Genomic DNA, 471 nt, shown 5'->3' on the forward strand with positions numbered 1-471 from the left:
CCGGCCCGCCTCCCCCAGCGCGGCGGCGGCTTCGTTCAGGCGCGCCGGCTCCGCGACGTCGTCCCAGCGCCCGGACTCGACGCGGGACTCCAGCGCCCGCAACGCCGCGATGCTTTCCGACGGCCGGAACGCGCAGTGGCCCGTCGTCCCGACGTACGCCTGGCGCAGCAGCGGCCCGCGCCCGGCCCGGTGGACCTGCCCGGCGTACCAGTCCTCCTGTTCGACCGGCACGAGCTGGTCGAACGTGGTGTGGATGTTCAGCACCGGGACGCGCAGCCGGCCGGTCGCCATCGACGTGCGCGCGAGGGTGCCGATCGCCCGCGCGTCCGGCCGGATGTCCGCGTCACGGGTCAGCGCGGCCAGGTCGGCGTCGAGGTCGAGCCCGGCGGTCCGGTACAGGGCGCGGACCTGGCGGGCGTGGCTGCTGCCCGCCAGCAGCGCCCGGTAGTCGACGCCCGCGGTCGCCGCGCT

General features: G+C 77.3%; 1 pseudogene. It reads right to left on the minus strand.

Features of this window, described 5'->3' with window-relative positions:
- Window positions 1-471: pseudogene (locus tag G3I65_RS53335) on the minus strand (alpha/beta hydrolase); the annotation flags it as partial.

Source organism: Amycolatopsis sp. SID8362 (genome assembly GCF_010550475.1).
GTDB lineage: Bacteria > Actinomycetota > Actinomycetes > Mycobacteriales > Pseudonocardiaceae > Amycolatopsis > Amycolatopsis eburnea.